The following is a 13731-nucleotide window of genomic DNA, read 5'->3' as shown; positions in this document are numbered from 1 at the left end:
CCCTCCCCATGGGCCCCGCCTCGTGGATCTGCGGCGGGAGCGCCGCCTCCACCGGCTCCAGCGCCCCCTTCGCGTACCGCTCGAAGCGCGCCACCGCCACCGCCACCTGCATGCCGCGCGCCGTCGCGGTCGTGGCGCCGCTCTCGGCCCGCGCGAGTTCGGCGTGCGCCGCGAAGTCGCGCCGCAGGATCGACGCGGCGCGGGACAGGATCCCGGCGCGCTCCTCGGGCGTCGTGCGGGACCAGCCGTCGAAGGCGGCACGGGCCGCCGACGCCGCCGCGCGGACCTGCTCGCCGCTCGCCTCGGGCGCGAGCCCGACGACCTCCTCGGTGGCCGGGTTCACCACCTCGTAGTGCCCGTGGTCGGGCTCGACCCACTCACCCCCGACGAACAGCCTCCGGGCCGCGCTCACTTGGTGCTCACCGTCCTGGTGTCGCGCCCCGACCGCAGGATCTTCCCCGGCACGGCGCCCGTCACCACGTCCTCCCGGATCGCCTCGACGCCGTTGACCCAGACCGCGTTGACGCCGATCGCCTTGGAGTCCAGGCGCGGGCTGTCGCCGGGCAGGTCGTGGACGAGGGTGGCCTTGCCCGCGTCGATGCGCTCGGGGTCGAAGAGGACGAGGTCGGCGTGGTACCCCTCGGCGATCCGCCCCCGATCGCGCAGCCCGAACAGCTGGGCCGGATCGTCGGTCAGCATCTTCACGGCCTGCTCCAGACCGACCAGCTTCCGCCCGCGCAGACAGTCCCCGATGAACCGGGTCGTGTACGGCGCCCCGCACATCCGGTCCAGATGCGCCCCGGCGTCCGAGCCGCCCAGCATGACGTCCTCGTGCTGCCAGGTCTCGGCGCGCAGGGCCCACGAGTCCGGGTCGTTGTCGGTGGGCATCGGCCACAGCACGGTGCGCATCTCGTCGTTGGCGCAGATCTCGACGATGCAGTGGAACGGCTCCTGGCCCCGCTCGGCGGCGATGTCCCCGACCACACGCCCGGTGAGCCCTTCATTGGCGGCGGAGTAGGTATCGCCGATGACATACCGATCAAACCGGGCCAGCCTCCGAAAGACCCCCGCCTCCTTGCTTCCGGCCCGCCGCAGCATCTCCTCCCGCACCGCCGGGTCGCGCAGCTTCACGATCCGCTCCGGCACGGGCAGACCGAGGACGTCGCCCCAGCCGGGTATGAGGTTGAGGGCGCAGAACGTACCCAGGGACATGTTCATCGGCGTGAGGATCGGCATCGTGAGCGCGACGATGCGGCCACCGGCCTTGCGGGCGCGCTCGCTGGGCACGAGCTGGCGCGGCACGCGCTCGGGGACGGCCGCGTCGATGGTGAGGACGTTCCAGTTGAGGGGCCGCCCGGCCGCCGCGCTCATCTCCACGAACAGATCGACTTCGTCGTCGCTGAACTGATCGAGGCACCCGGCCACGATCGCCTCGATCTGCGTCCCCTCGTGCTCGGCGACGGCACGGCTGAGCGCGAGCAGCTCCGCGGGCTTCGCGTGCCGGGACGCGACGGGCTGCCCGTCGCCGTCCGAGTGGGTGGAGGACTGGGTGGTGGAGAGCCCCCAGGCCCCCGCGTCCATCGCCTCGTGGAAGAGGCGCAACATCTCGTCCAACTGCTCAGTGGACGGCTGCCCGCCGACCGCGTCCTCGCCCATGACGTACCGCCGCAGCGCGCAGTGCCCCACCATGAACCCCGCGTTGACGGCGACCCGCCCCTCCAGAGCGTCCAGATACTCCCCGAACGAACTCCACGACCAGGGCGCGCCCTCCTCCAGCGCGACCAGCGACATGCCCTCGACCTTCGACATCATCCGCCGCGTGTAGTCGGCGTCGCCGGGCCGTTCGGGGTTGAGCGGGGCGAGCGTGAACCCGCAGTTGCCGCCGGCGACGGTGGTCACGCCGTGGTTGAGGGAGGGCGTCGCGTACGGATCCCAGAAGAGCTGGGCGTCGTAGTGCGTATGCGGATCGACGAACCCGGGCGCGAGCACCCGCCCCCGCGCATCCTCACTGCTCCGACTCTCCTCGCTGACGCCCCCCGGCTCGGCGACCACGGCAATGCGCCCGTCCCGCAACCCGACGTCGGCGACACGAGCGGGCGCACCGGTCCCGTCGACGACGGTCGCTCCCTTGATGAGGTGATCGAGCATGACGACGAGTTCCCCTTCCGAGGCAGACATTCAGATGTACGAGACGAGCACGCACCCCGCAGGCAAGGCACACGGGAGCCAACTCCAGCCCGTCCGACGCTTGAGGACACACCCCCGCAGGCAAGGCACACGGGAGCCAGTTCCAGCCCGTCCGGCGTTTGAGGACGAGCCCGAAGGGCGACGGATGGGGGCCCGGGGGCGAGCCCCCGTGACAGCACCACCACACCGCCCCCCGTCCGGCAGGACCCCGGCTTCCCGTCCGGGAGGGGGAAGCCGGGGTGGCTCAGAGGTTCAGGCTCCGGCCGCCTGCCGGAACCGGGTCGTGCGATGCACAGGATCCGTGTCGATCTTCGGAATCACGTGCTCACCGATCAACCGGATCGTGTTCTTCGTGTCCTCGGGCGATATCCCGATCGGCAGCCCGAAGCTGAGCTGGTCCGCCCCCGCCTGCTCCCACCGCTTGCACTGCGTGAGCACCTCGTCCGGGTCGCCGCAGATCATCAGCTCCTCGGCGATGAGCAGCTCGATGAGCTCCTCGGTGTACTCGGGGAGCAGCTCGGGCCACTCGGGAATGCCCTCGGGCCGCGGGAACGTGTCGTGGTAGCGGAAGAGCAGCGACTGGAGGTAGTTGAGGCCGCCGCCGACCGCGATCTCGACGGCCTTCTTGTGCGTCTCCGCGCAGATCGCCGTGGACGTCACCATGACGTTGTCGTTGACGAAGTCGCCGATCGCCGCGGCCTCCTTGACGGCCGTCTTGTACGACTCGACGACCCACTCCATGTCGGAGACCTTCTGCACGCTGAAGCCGAGGACCCCGAGCCCCTTCTTGCCCGCCATGGCGTACGAGGAGGGGGACCCGGCGGCGTACCACATGGCCGGGTGCGACTTCCCGTACGGCTTGGGCAGGATCTTGCGGGGCGGCAGCGACCAGTGCTTGCCCTGGAAGCCGACGTACTCGTCCTGCAGCCACATCTTGGGGAACTCGGCGATGGTCTCTTCCCAGAGTTCCTTGGTGTGGTTCATGTCCGTGATGCCCGGCATGAAGCCGAGGATCTCGTGCGAACCGGCACCGCGCCCCGTGCCGAACTCGAAGCGCCCTTCGGAGAGATGGTCGAGCATCGCGACCTTCTCCGCCACCTTCACCGGGTGGTTGACGGGCGCGAGCGGGTTGAAGATGCCCGAGCCGAGGTGGATGCGGTCGGTGGCGTGCGCGAGGTAGCCGAGGTAGACGTCGTTGGCGGAGAGGTGCGAGTACTCCTCCAGGAAGTGGTGCTCGGAGGCCCATGCGTACTTGAAGCCGGACTTGTCCGCCTCGATGACGTACTCGGTCTCCTCGATGAGCGCCTTGTGCTCCGCTTCGGGGTCGACCTTGGCCCGCTGGGCGGGCACGTATCCCTGTACAAAGAGACCGAATTCCAAGGGAGGTTCACCGTCCTCTTGAGGTTCTGACGGTTTCTGACGACCCGTCAGATTGCGATGCGTCGAACTGTTCCACCGGGCCGCCGGAGCGTCAATAGCTGACGCAACGTCAGGCACGCCCGAAGCAGGCTCAGACGACGCTCACCCCCGCCAGCCAGCCCCCGTCGATGACGAACGGCTGCCCCGTGATGTACGCCGAGTCGTCCCCGGTCAGGAACAGCGCCAGGGCGGCCACCTCCTGCGGCAGCCCGATCCGCCCGAGCGGCACGAGCTTCTTGTACAGCTCCGCGACCGCCTCCTTCGCCGCCACGGGATCGGCGTCCGGGTCGAGCTGTGCGGGGTTGGTCATGGGGGTGTCGACCGCGCCGGGGCAGACGGCGTTCACGCGGACGTTCCGCCCCGCGAGCTCCAGGGCGGCGACCCGGGTGAGGCCGAGGATGGCGTGCTTGGTCGCGGCGTACGCACCCACGTACGCCATGCCCGTCAGGGCCGTGTAGGAGGCGGTGTTCACGATGGTGCCGCCGCCGGCCGCGCCGATCTCGGGGGCGACGGTCCTGATGCCCAGGAAGCAGCCGATCTGGTTGACCCGGATGATCTGCTCGAACTCCTCAAGGGGTGTGCTGCACAGCTCGTTGAACCGCAGGATGCCCGCGTTGTTGACGAGGCCGTCGATCTTCCCGAAGGCGTCCTTGGCGGCGGCCGTCGCGGCCTGCCAGTCGGCCTCCACTCCGACGTCGAGGTGGACGTACGTCGCGGACTCCCGCCCCAGCTCCTCGGCGAGCGCCTCGCCCTGCTCGTCGAGCACGTCGGCGACGACGACACGGGCGCCCTCCGCCACGAAGAGACGCGCCTCCTGCTCGCCCTGCCCGCGTGCGCCGCCGGTCACGATGACGACGCGGCCGTCCAGCTTGCCCATGGCGTACTCCCTGCTCTCGGCACGATCGACCTGGTCGCTGCTGCTCACTACCGCTCACTTCCCCTCACCGCCGCCCAGCGCCGCTCGCCGCTACTCGTCGAGGTGCGGCGCCACGTCGGCCGCGAACGCCGCTATCTGGTCGGTGAGTTCGGTACGGCTCCGACTGCGGAAGCGCACCTGGATCTGGTCGACGCCCATCGCCGCGTACGCGCGCAGGGACTCGGCGATCTCGTCCGGCTTCCCGGCCACGGTGCGCCGCCCGACGCCCCACGAGGCCTCCCCCACGTACAGCGGCTCGGCGATCGCCCCGATCACGATCGGCTCCTCGACGCCCGCGGCCTCGCGCAGCGCCCGCACCTTGGCGATCTGCGCGGGCAGCCGGTCCCTGGGGTCCCCCTGCGGCAGCCAGCCGTCCCCGCGCACGGCCGCGCGCCGCACGGCCGCGGGCGAGGAACCGCCCACCCAGATCGGCACGCGGTCCTGCGCGGGCCGGGGCCGCTGCCCGAGCCCGGAGAAGGCGAATCGCTCCCCGGCGAACTCCGGGTACTCCTCAGGCCCCAGAGCCGCCCGCAGCGCGTCCACCGTCTCGTCGAGAACGCCCCCGCGCCCCGCGAAGTCCGCCCCGACCGCGTCGAATTCCTCCCGCACGTGCCCGGCGCCGACACCGAGGATCAGCCGCCCGCCGCTCAGGTGGTCGAGGGTCGCGTACTGCTTGGCGGTGACGAGGGGGTGCCGCAGGCCGACGACCGCGACATGGCTCATGAGCCGTACGCGCGTGGTGATCCCCGCCAGGAAGGAGAGGGTGGCGACGGGGTCGTACCAGACCGTGGACATGGCGTCGGCGAGCCGCCGCGGGATCGCGACGTGGTCGCAGGACGCGATGTAGTCGAAGCCCGCGCGGTCGGCGGTGCGCGCGATGTCGGCGAGATCGTCGACGGTGGCCGCCGCCTCCCACGGCTCCGCGTACATGGTGCTCTGCGACTGGATCGGAAGCTGCATCCCGTACGCGGGCATCGGAAACCCACCCCTCAGGCTTATCTGACGGACCGTCAAAAAGAACGGGTCCATCGTCAGTCCTGACGCTCCATCAGACAAGGGGTAGGGGGCGCGGAGGCCGAAGCGGCGGGCGCCGCCCGGGTCCTAGCCGAGCAGCGCGTACACCGTGGAGGCGCGGGCGGCGGGCCCCTCGGCCCCCTCCGCGGTCATCGCGATCTCGGCGAAGGCCATGCGCCTGCCGAGCTTGGTGATCCGTGCGTCGACCAGCACGTCGGCGCCGACGACCGCGCGCTCGAAGGTCGTCGACTGCTGGACGGTGGTCATGGGCACGAAGCCGCCGCGCGCCGCGGAGACCGCGAGCACGGTGGCGGTGTCGGCGGCGGCCATGAGCGCCTGCCCCGAGAGCGCACCGCCCTCGCGCGCGAGCCGGCCGGACCAGGGAAGCCGGAGCACGGCACGCAGCCCGGCCACCTCCTCCACGGTCAGCCCGAGATCGAGCACCCAGGGGGCGAAGTTGTCGTCGAGGATCTTCTCTGCCTCGGCAGCGGTGAACACCATGGCGCCATGGTGGCGTCCCCCCGACCACCTGTCACCGCCACCACCCCACCGGAACGGCCCGACCAGGCCCTAGGCAGGACCCTCCACTCCATCCACGTCATCCACGTCATCCACGACACCGAAGATCGCCTCGGCATCGGTGACCGTGATCGCCCGGGTGAACCACTCCCCGAGGACGTCGAGGTCGGCGCAGGCGGTGACGCGTTCGCGCACGCTGTCGGGTACATCGACACCGCGCTCGGTGAGCAGCAACAGAATGTCCGCCGCCCGGCCCTCGGCCCGGCCCTCGCCCCGCAGGCGCTGCGCGGTCTCCGAGCGGAAGAAGGAGAGGTCGACGGCCATCAGGTCCCTCCAGATCTCTGCGGCGGGGGCGGTCCCCAGCCCTTGTTCGGTGAGCTCGATGAAGATGCTTGCGTTGCCCTCATCGACGGTCTTCAGAGCGGTGGCCAGCGCCAGTGACGGCGACCGGGTCGCTGAACGGAATGTTGAGCGCCCGGAAGGTCCGGGCGAACATCCCCGGGTCTTCCTGGAAGATGCGATGCATCGCCTCATGCGATGAGCTGACCATGGTGCGGCAGCCTAGGGCCTGTCCGGCGGATCAGGGCGCGGGTCACGGCGCCCGGCACGCCCATCTGCCGCGTTGTCGTCGGTTGCCCCCCAGCTCCAGACTTCGCCCGAGCAGGGGGGCACCCCCATCGCGCTGCCGCCCTCCTCCGCCTTGCAGCCGGACGCACTGGACGCCGCACTTCCGCGCCCTGACCCGCCGGACAGGCCCCAGCACCCCGGCGGGGCCGGGTCCGCCCGCCCGGTCCGCAGGGCGAGGGCCCCGAGACCGTGCCTCGGCGGGCAGGCGCCGAGAACGGAGATGCTCGGGCGGGAGGAGGCCGACGCGCCTGGGGCTACGGCACCCAGAGGCCGTCCGACGTCAGGCCGAGGAGGTCGATCGCGTTGCCCCTGACGATGCGGTCCACGACCTCCGGCGCCAGGTGTCCCATCTGGGACTCTCCGACCTCCTTGGACTTCGGCCAGGTCGAGTCGGAGTGCGGGTAGTCCGTCTCGTACAGGACGTTCCCGACGCCGATGGAGTCGAGGTTCCGCAGGCCGAACGCGTCGTCGAAGAAGCAGCCGAAGACGTGCCCGGCGAAGAGCTCGGACGGCGGGCGCGTGACCTTGTCGGCGACGCCGCCCCAGCCGCGGTTCTCCTCCCACACGACGTCCGCGCGCTCCAGGATGTACGGGATCCAGCCGATCTGGCCCTCCGCGTACATGACCTTCAGGTTCGGGAAGCGCTCGAACTTGCCGCTCATCAGCCAGTCGACCATCGAGAAGCAGCAGTTGGCGAAGGTGATGGTGGAGCCGACGGCGGGCGGCGCGTCCGCCGAGGTCGACGGCATCTTGCTGGACGAGCCGATGTGCATGGCGACGACCGTGCCGGTCTCGTCGCAGGCGCGCAGGAAGGGGTCCCACGCGTCGGTGTGGATCGACGGCAGGCCGAGGTGGGGCGGAATCTCGGAGAAGGCGACCGCACGCACCCCGCGCGCGGCATTGCGCCGCACCTCGGCGGCGGCAAGCTCGGGGTCCCACAGCGGGATGAGGGTGAGCGGTATGAGGCGGCCGGCCGCCTCGGGCCCACACCATTCCTCCACCATCCAGTCGTTGTAGGCGCGCACCGAGAGGAGCGCGAGCTCCCGGTCCTTGGCCTCCGTGAAGGTCTGCCCGCAAAAGCGCGGGAAGGTGGGGAAGCAGAGGGCGGACTGGACGTGGTTGACGTCCATGTCGGCGAGCCGGTCCGGCACGCTGAACGAGCCGGTCCGCATCTGCTCGTACGTGATCACCTCTAGTTTGATCTCGTCCCTGTCGTAGCCGACCGCGGTGTCGAGGCGGGTGAGGGGGCGGTGCAGGTCCTCGTACACCCACCAGTCCCCAAGGGGGCCGTCCTCCCCCTTTTCCCCCATGACCGGGGCGAACTTTCCCCCCAGGAAGGACATTTCCCTGAGGGGCGCACGGACGATCCTGGGTCCGCGGTCCTGGTACTTCGACGGGAGCCGGTCCCGCCAGACGTTGGGCGGTTCGACCGTGTGGTCGTCCACCGAGATGATCTTCGGGAAGGTCTCCGGGCTCTCCATGGTCTCCATGGAGCCCACGGTAGCGCCGATCTGACGACCCGTCAGCTACTCGTACGCGGACGAATGACGGACGATGACGGACGGCTGGTGGAGTGCCGCGGGGGGCGGCGTGGGCAGGTCGTGGCGGGAAAACGATGCGGAATGTCGTGCGAGGACCCTGTGAGAGCCGTCTCGCACGGCTGACGCATCCCCCAGGAACAAGGCAAACTGGCGGGGAGCAAGAACCCGGCAGGACCGAAGGGGCCGCACGGCGGCTTACGCACCACCGCGGGCGGGCAGACCCGCGACCGGCAGGATTGGGAACGGCAGGGCGGCAGGGGGAGCGATGGTCGATGTACCGCGAGTACCGGAGCAGCGGCGTCCGGCCTCGGGGAACACCCCCGAGGAGCGGACCGAGGGGCACCCCCCCGAGGTCCCGACGTCGCGCTTCAGCGTGCTCGGACCGGTGCGCGCGTGGCACGGCCCGGAACAGCTCAACACCGGCTCGCCGCAGCAGCGGGCGCTGCTCGCGGCCCTCCTGCTGCGCGACGGCCGCACGGCCACGGCCTCGGAGCTGATCGACGCCCTCTGGGGCGAGGAGCCGCCGTCCCAGGCACTGGCAGCGGTACGTACGTACGCGTCCCGGCTCCGCAAGGTGCTGCCCCCCGGAGTCCTGGTCAGCGAGTCCGGCGGCTATGCGGTCCAGGTCGCGGACGGCGCGCTGGACCTGGCGCTCGCGGAGGACCTCTGGTCGGCGGCGGAGAAGGCCCGCGGCACGGGCGACCTCTGCCAGGCGCGGACGCTGGTGAACAAGGCGCTCGGCCTCTGGGACGGCGAACCCCTCGCCAACGTCCCGGGGCCCTACGCGGACACGCAGCGCACCCGCCTCGACGAGTGGCGCCTGCAGCTCGTCGAGACCCGACTGGACATGGACCTGGAGCTGGGCTGCCACGCGGAGGCCGTCTCGGAGCTGACCGCGCTGACCGCGGCGCACCCGTTGCGGGAGCGGCTGCGCGAGCTGCTCATGCTGGCGCTGTACCGCAGCGGACGCCAGGCGGAGGCCCTCGCCGTCTACGCGGACACGCGCCGCCTGCTGGCCGACGAGCTCGGCGTCGACCCGAGGCCCGGCCTCAAGGAGCTCCAGCAGCGCATCCTCCAGGCCGACCCGGGCCTCGCGGAGCCATCGGCGCCCTCGCAGGAACCGGCCACGACGGTGGTGCGCCCGGCGCAGCTCCCGGCGACGGTCCCCGACTTCACGGGCCGCGCGTCCTTCGTGAACGAACTGAGCGACATCCTCTCGACCGCCGAGGGCCGCGTCATGGCGGTCTCGGCGCTGGCGGGCATCGGCGGCGTGGGCAAGACGACCCTGGCCGTCCATGTCGCCCACGTCGCGCGCACCCACTTCCCCGACGGCCAGCTGTACGTGGACCTCCAGGGCGCGGGCGCGCGGGTCGCCGAGCCGGAGACGGTCCTCGGCGCCTTCCTGCGCGCCCTCGGCACGGCCGACTCGGCGATCCCGGACTCCCTGGAGGAGCGGGCGGCCCTGTACCGCTCGGTCCTGGACGGCCGCCGGGTCCTCGTCCTCCTGGACAACGCACGCGACGCGGCACAGGTCCGCCCGCTGCTGCCCGGCATGGAGGGCTGCGCGGCCCTCGTCACGAGCCGCGTCCGCATGGTCGACCTGGCGGGCGCGCATCTGATCGACCTGGACGTGATGTCCCCCGAGGAGGCCCTTCTCCTCTTCACCCGCATCGTCGGCGAGGAGCGGGTCACCTCGGAGCGCGAGGCAGCCCTGGACGTGGTGGCGGCGTGCGGTTTCCTGCCGCTCGCCATCCGCATCGCGGCCTCCCGGCTCGCGGCCCGCCGCACCTGGACGGTCTCCACGCTCGCGGCGAAGCTGGTGGACGAGCGGCGCCGTCTCGACGAGCTCCAGGCGGGCGACCTCGCGGTCAAGGCGACGTTCGAACTGGGCTACGGCCAGCTGGAACCCGCCCAGGCCCGCGCGTTCCGCCTCCTCGGCCTCGCGGACGGCCCCGACCTGTCCCTGGCGGCGGCCGCGGCGGTCCTCGACCTCTCCCTGGACGAGACGGAAGACCTCCTGGAGTCCCTGGTCGACACGTCCCTGGTCGAGTCCGCGGCCCCGGGCCGCTACCGCTACCACGACCTCGTCCGCCTCTACGCGCGTGCCTGCGCGGAGCGCGACGAGCAGCCGCCCAGCGAGCGGGACGCGGCGATGTCCCGCCTCCTGGACTTCTACCTGGCCTCCGCGGCCCGCGTATACGCGATCGAACGCCCCGGCGACCGCACGGTGGACCACCTGGAGCCCACGGAACACGCGGGCCAGGACTTCAGCGACGACACGAAGGCCCTGGACTGGCTCCACTCCGAGGCGGCGTGCATCCTGGCGTGCGTGCAGCAGTCGCTGGGGGCGGGGATGCTGCGGCGGGCCGTCTCGCTGCTGCTCGCCTCCAAGGACCTGGCCGAGTCCGGCGCCAGCTCCCTGCGGTACGAGTCGGCCACCTGCGCCGCGCGCGACGCGGCGGCCGCGCTGGGGGACTCCCTCGCCGAGGGACAGGCCAGGGTCGCTCTCGCCCAGGTGCTGAGCAAGGTGGGGCACTTCGACAAGGCGTCGGCGGAGCTGGCCCGCGGCGTGGAGCTCGGCTCCGTCTCCAAGGACCCGTGGACCATGGGCAACGCGTTGAACGAACAGGGGATCATCGCGTACTGCGTCAACCAGCAGGCCGCGAGCGAGGCCTATCTGCTCAAGGCCGTCGAAGAGTTCCGCGCGGACGCCAACCGGGCCGGCGAGGCCAGCGCCCTGTGCAACCTGTCGCGCGTGCTCGCCGCGAACGGCCGGACGTCGAAGGCCATCGACCTCGCCCGTCAGGGCATGTCCATCTACGACGACCTGGGCTACAACTTCCGGCTCGCCAACGCGCGGAGCGCGCTGGGGATCGCCCTCAGTGACGCCGGTCATCACACCGAAGCACTGGTGGAGCTCAACGAGGCCCTGCGGGTGTTCGCCGAAGTCCGTCAGCGCCTGTGGGAAGGGACGACGCACTTCCGGATCGCCCAGGTGCATCTCTCGGCCCGCCGCCCGGCCCAGGCGGCCCAGCACGCCGAGCAAGCACTCAGCACCGGCTGTGTCGGCGGGGACTGGATGCGTGCAAATGTTCTGACACTTTTGGGCAGGTCTCTGGACACCATCGGGCAGGTCGACCGGGCACGTGCCTGCTGGCGCGAGGCTCTGACCATCCACGATGGTTCCGGCGCACCCGAAGCCGAAGAAGTCAGGGCTCTCCTGTCGCCGGTGGCGGCCGCCTGAGGCCTCCACCGGCGCCCGAGGCGTTCATCGAACGTTTATGGCCGACTGCCACTCTCTACTCAACGATCCGTCGCGTCGGGGGGCAGACGGGTCGCACTGGGCCCCACAGATAAGGTGAGCGGCCCTGGAACGCCCGTTCGGCGACCCTCGGGGGAGTTGCCGAGCGGGCGTTCTGCCCCAGCGAACCGTCAACCTCAGGAGGTTGTCAGCCATGAGCGACGCCACGACGAACAAGAACATCACCACCATGGGCGACGGCCACATTCCCTCCCCGCCGAAGGACGGCAAGGTCTCCGTCAAGCGCGACGGGCACATCCCCGCTCCTCCGGAGGACGGTGGCGCCACCACGCAGGGCGACGGACACATTCCCGCGCCGCCCGCCAAGGACGCCTAAGAGCTTTCTTCCCGACGGGGGTCGGCCGCGGCGGCGCGGAGGGGGAGCCGCCGCGGCCGACGCATGTCCGGGCCGGAAAAGGGCAAAAGGTGCAGCACATGGTGCCGCGCCCGAGCGATCAGCGGAATCGAACATTCAGCCGCACCCCTCGCTAGGGTCATACGGCGTTGGATGTCCGCCTCTTCAGAGGAGCTGGAATGACACGCACCAAGAAGATCTTCGTCGCCTTGGCCATGGCAGCCGCGACCGCAGGCGCCGCGGCGTCTCCGGCGCTCGCCGACAGTCACATACCGGCCCCGCCGCGGGACGGTCACACCGTCTCCGTCCACGGCGACAGCCACATACCGGCGCCGCCCACGGACTGACGCGTCCGGACCGCACGCGGCCTGCGCGACGGACGGCCGCCGCCGAGGCGTGGGGCGCCGGTATCGGCGGCGGCCGGGTGCGCGCGCCGGCGCAGCGGCTCCCCTCCACGAACCGGCGCACACGCGCCCTCACGGCACCGGGGCACGCGGGAGTGCACCCAGGTTGGACAGGCCGAGAGAGCATGGACCGGAGCTGTGCGAGGTCGGCGGTACGGCTCCGGTCACCCACGGGCCGCTGGGACGACCCGAGAGAATCGGGGTCCGGGGTCCGGGGACCGGAAGCGGTTGATGCTCGGGAGGAGCGCCATCACGGGTTCTCCTCCCTTGTGAGGCTAGGCCCGTCACGCCCCCGGCGGAACCCTGGGCGCTGCACCAGCGTTCCTGGCGCAGACCCCGTAGGGCAGACGGACATTCGGACGGGTCGCCCGGGCCCTAACTCGCCAGCAGGCGCTGCAGCGAACGCTTCAGGGCCGTCACGAACGCGTCCCGCGTCTCCTCGTCGAGGAGGTCCAGGGAGAGGTACGGATTAAGGTCCTCCAGTTCGATCAGGAGGAGCTCCCCGGACGGCGCCCGGCACGCGTCGACGCGCTGGATGCCGTGGTCGACGGCGTTCCAGTCGATGAAGCCGCGGGCGAAGGCGAGGTCCGCTTCGGTGGGCGCGTACCGCTCCAGGTGCCAGCGCCTCTCGGGGTCGGGCGCGTGCAGTGCGTACTGGAACGCGTCGTCGACGAAGTAGAACGAGACCTCGTACGTGAAGTCGACGCACGGCTGGATCAGGATGCCGTCCGGGCCGGGGGTCAGCCCCGCGAGCCCCTCCCCCGACACGAACTCCAGGCCGATCGAGTCCGCGCCCGCCTTCGGCTTGACCACGTACGTCGGCGTCTGCGGCAGACGGCCCACGTCGCGGGGGTCGTCGACCGTGGGGATCACGGGGAGGCCCGCCGCCGTCAGCTCCAGCAGATACTGCTTGCCCACCATGTCCGCCTTGCCGGCGAGCTGGTTGTAGACGCGCGCACCGCAGTTCCTCGCCCGTTCCGTGAAGTCGTCCCACTGCTCCTGGTAGTGCAGGACCGGGCCGCTGTTGCGGACCACGACGGTGTCGAAGGCGCCCGTCTCCATCAGGGCCGCCGCGTCCGCCGGGTGGCACAGGGCCACGTCGAAGTCCTCGCGGAGGCGGGCGGTGAGGTAGATGTCCTCGTCGCAGTAGCGGCGGCCCTTCGCCTGGTAGGCGAGGTCCGTGACGAAGAGGATGCGGGGGCGGCGAGCCGGGCGGCCGGGGCCCTCGCCGAACGGGGCGGTGTGCATCGCGCCATCGTGGCACAGTCATGTGCATGGTCACCTCGGCGGACATCTCGACGTACGGAACGCACCGGAAGCACCGAAGGCGCCTGGCCGCAGCCGTCCTTCTGTGCGCCGCCACCGTCCTCACCGGCTGCGGCGACGAGCGCCCCGGCGCGTCCGCGGCGCCCGCGCCCGACCCCGCCCCCGCGTCCGAGACCGCATCC

At 71.3% G+C, this 13731-nt stretch carries 12 protein-coding genes; 3 read left to right on the top strand and 9 right to left on the bottom strand.

Features of this window, described 5'->3' with window-relative positions:
- From AOK03_RS00585 to AOK03_RS00550, 8 genes are all read right to left on the bottom strand, one after another.
- Positions 1–412 (bottom strand): aldehyde dehydrogenase family protein (locus tag AOK03_RS00585; protein WP_157868827.1); only part of this gene is annotated, 412 nt, incomplete at its 3' end.
- Entirely contained in the window at positions 409–2148 is a 1740-nt protein-coding gene (locus AOK03_RS00580) for an N-acyl-D-amino-acid deacylase family protein (protein ID WP_055563099.1), read from the bottom strand. The genes AOK03_RS00580 and AOK03_RS00585, both read right to left, overlap by 4 nt.
- A gap of 291 nt (positions 2149–2439) precedes the next feature.
- Entirely contained in the window at positions 2440–3567 is a 1128-nt protein-coding gene (locus AOK03_RS00575; RefSeq protein WP_055563098.1) for an LLM class flavin-dependent oxidoreductase, read from the bottom strand.
- Between the two features lie 130 nt (positions 3568–3697).
- The gene (locus AOK03_RS00570) at positions 3698–4483 is read right to left on the bottom strand and encodes an SDR family NAD(P)-dependent oxidoreductase (RefSeq protein WP_055563100.1); all 786 of its coding nucleotides are present in this window, start codon (positions 4481–4483) and stop codon (positions 3698–3700) included.
- Positions 4484–4573: 90 nt separating this feature from the next.
- Positions 4574–5497: an LLM class F420-dependent oxidoreductase gene (locus AOK03_RS00565; RefSeq protein WP_055563097.1), complete on the bottom strand. Its 924-nt coding sequence runs from the start codon at positions 5495–5497 to the stop codon at positions 4574–4576.
- 126 nt (positions 5498–5623) lie between these two features.
- Positions 5624–6037 (bottom strand): PaaI family thioesterase, encoded by a 414-nt coding sequence (locus tag AOK03_RS00560; RefSeq protein WP_055563096.1) that lies wholly within the window; start codon positions 6035–6037, stop codon positions 5624–5626.
- 69 nt (positions 6038–6106) lie between these two features.
- The gene (locus AOK03_RS43690; protein WP_055563095.1) at positions 6107–6379 is read right to left on the bottom strand and encodes a hypothetical protein; all 273 of its coding nucleotides are present in this window, start codon (positions 6377–6379) and stop codon (positions 6107–6109) included.
- A gap of 557 nt (positions 6380–6936) precedes the next feature.
- On the bottom strand, positions 6937–8163 hold the full coding sequence (locus AOK03_RS00550; RefSeq protein WP_055563094.1) for an amidohydrolase family protein: 1227 nt from the start codon (positions 8161–8163) through the stop codon (positions 6937–6939).
- Between the two features lie 325 nt (positions 8164–8488).
- Between AOK03_RS00550 and afsR the strand changes: the two genes are divergently transcribed.
- The 3 genes from afsR to AOK03_RS42350 all read left to right on the top strand — a co-directional run bounded on the left by afsR (position 8489) and on the right by AOK03_RS42350 (position 12226).
- The gene (gene afsR, locus AOK03_RS00545; protein ID WP_055563093.1) at positions 8489–11467 is read left to right on the top strand and encodes an SARP-family global regulator AfsR; all 2979 of its coding nucleotides are present in this window, start codon (positions 8489–8491) and stop codon (positions 11465–11467) included.
- A 211-nt stretch (positions 11468–11678) separates the two neighbouring features.
- On the top strand, positions 11679–11861 hold the full coding sequence (locus tag AOK03_RS00540) for a hypothetical protein (RefSeq protein WP_055563092.1): 183 nt from the start codon (positions 11679–11681) through the stop codon (positions 11859–11861).
- Between the two features lie 197 nt (positions 11862–12058).
- Positions 12059–12226 carry a hypothetical protein gene (locus tag AOK03_RS42350; RefSeq protein WP_157868826.1) on the top strand — a complete coding sequence of 56 codons (168 nt, stop codon included), beginning with the start codon at positions 12059–12061 and terminating at the stop codon, positions 12224–12226.
- A 432-nt stretch (positions 12227–12658) separates the two neighbouring features.
- On the opposite strand, the gene AOK03_RS00535 is transcribed toward AOK03_RS42350, so the two are convergent.
- Positions 12659–13531: an ATP-grasp domain-containing protein gene (locus tag AOK03_RS00535; RefSeq protein ID WP_055563091.1), complete on the bottom strand. Its 873-nt coding sequence runs from the start codon at positions 13529–13531 to the stop codon at positions 12659–12661.
- Positions 13532–13731: the final 200 nt, after the last annotated feature.

It is taken from the genome of Streptomyces atriruber (assembly GCF_001418325.1).
GTDB classification, from domain to species: Bacteria; Actinomycetota; Actinomycetes; order Streptomycetales; family Streptomycetaceae; genus Streptomyces; species Streptomyces atriruber.
Note: the sequence above shows the minus strand (reverse complement) of the source record. Positions and strands in the feature narration are given on the sequence as shown.

Bases quoted from the DNA above. Each gene is read 5' to 3' on its own strand.
- AOK03_RS00580 (WP_055563099.1), bottom strand. From the start codon at position 2,148: ATGCTCGATCACCTCATCAAGGGAGCGACCGTCGTCGACGGGACCGGT.
- AOK03_RS00570 (WP_055563100.1), bottom strand. From the start codon at position 4,483: ATGGGCAAGCTGGACGGCCGCGTCGTCATCGTGACCGGCGGCGCACGC.
- AOK03_RS00565 (WP_055563097.1), bottom strand. From the start codon at position 5,497: ATGCCCGCGTACGGGATGCAGCTTCCGATCCAGTCGCAGAGCACCATG.
- AOK03_RS00560 (WP_055563096.1), bottom strand. From the start codon at position 6,037: ATGGTGTTCACCGCTGCCGAGGCAGAGAAGATCCTCGACGACAACTTC.
- AOK03_RS43690 (WP_055563095.1), bottom strand. From the start codon at position 6,379: ATGGCCGTCGACCTCTCCTTCTTCCGCTCGGAGACCGCGCAGCGCCTG.
- AOK03_RS00550 (WP_055563094.1), bottom strand. From the start codon at position 8,163: ATGGAGAGCCCGGAGACCTTCCCGAAGATCATCTCGGTGGACGACCAC.
- afsR (WP_055563093.1), top strand. From the start codon at position 8,489: ATGGTCGATGTACCGCGAGTACCGGAGCAGCGGCGTCCGGCCTCGGGG.
- AOK03_RS00540 (WP_055563092.1), top strand. From the start codon at position 11,679: ATGAGCGACGCCACGACGAACAAGAACATCACCACCATGGGCGACGGC.
- AOK03_RS42350 (WP_157868826.1), top strand. From the start codon at position 12,059: ATGACACGCACCAAGAAGATCTTCGTCGCCTTGGCCATGGCAGCCGCG.
- AOK03_RS00535 (WP_055563091.1), bottom strand. From the start codon at position 13,531: ATGCACACCGCCCCGTTCGGCGAGGGCCCCGGCCGCCCGGCTCGCCGC.